Below are 303 nucleotides of genomic sequence, written 5' to 3' on the forward strand. Positions count from 1 at the left end.
CAGGTCGGCAAACGTCCGCCGCTGTCGCCGCCCTCGCGCGAGGCTGCAGGCACAACGATGGCGATCGATCCCGCCACCCGCGCCAATCTCGAACTGACGCGCACGCTCGCCGGCGAACGGCGCGGCTCGCTGCTCGACGCGATCGACTGCACGGTCACCGCCGCCGGTTCGCGGCTGTTGGCGCAACGCCTCGCCGCGCCGCTCACCGACAGCGCGGGAATCGCGCGACGGCTGGATGCGATTGCGGCGTTCGTCGTCGATAGCGCGGCGCGCGATGACATCCGCACCGTGCTGCGCGCCGCG

1 pseudogene is annotated in these 303 nt (G+C 72.9%); it reads left to right on the forward strand.

Features of this window, described 5'->3' with window-relative positions:
• A pseudogene (locus CQ12_RS47115) lies at positions 1 to 303 on the forward strand (DNA mismatch repair protein MutS); the annotation flags it as partial.

This window comes from Bradyrhizobium jicamae (genome assembly GCF_001440395.1).
GTDB lineage: Bacteria > Pseudomonadota > Alphaproteobacteria > Rhizobiales > Xanthobacteraceae > Bradyrhizobium > Bradyrhizobium jicamae.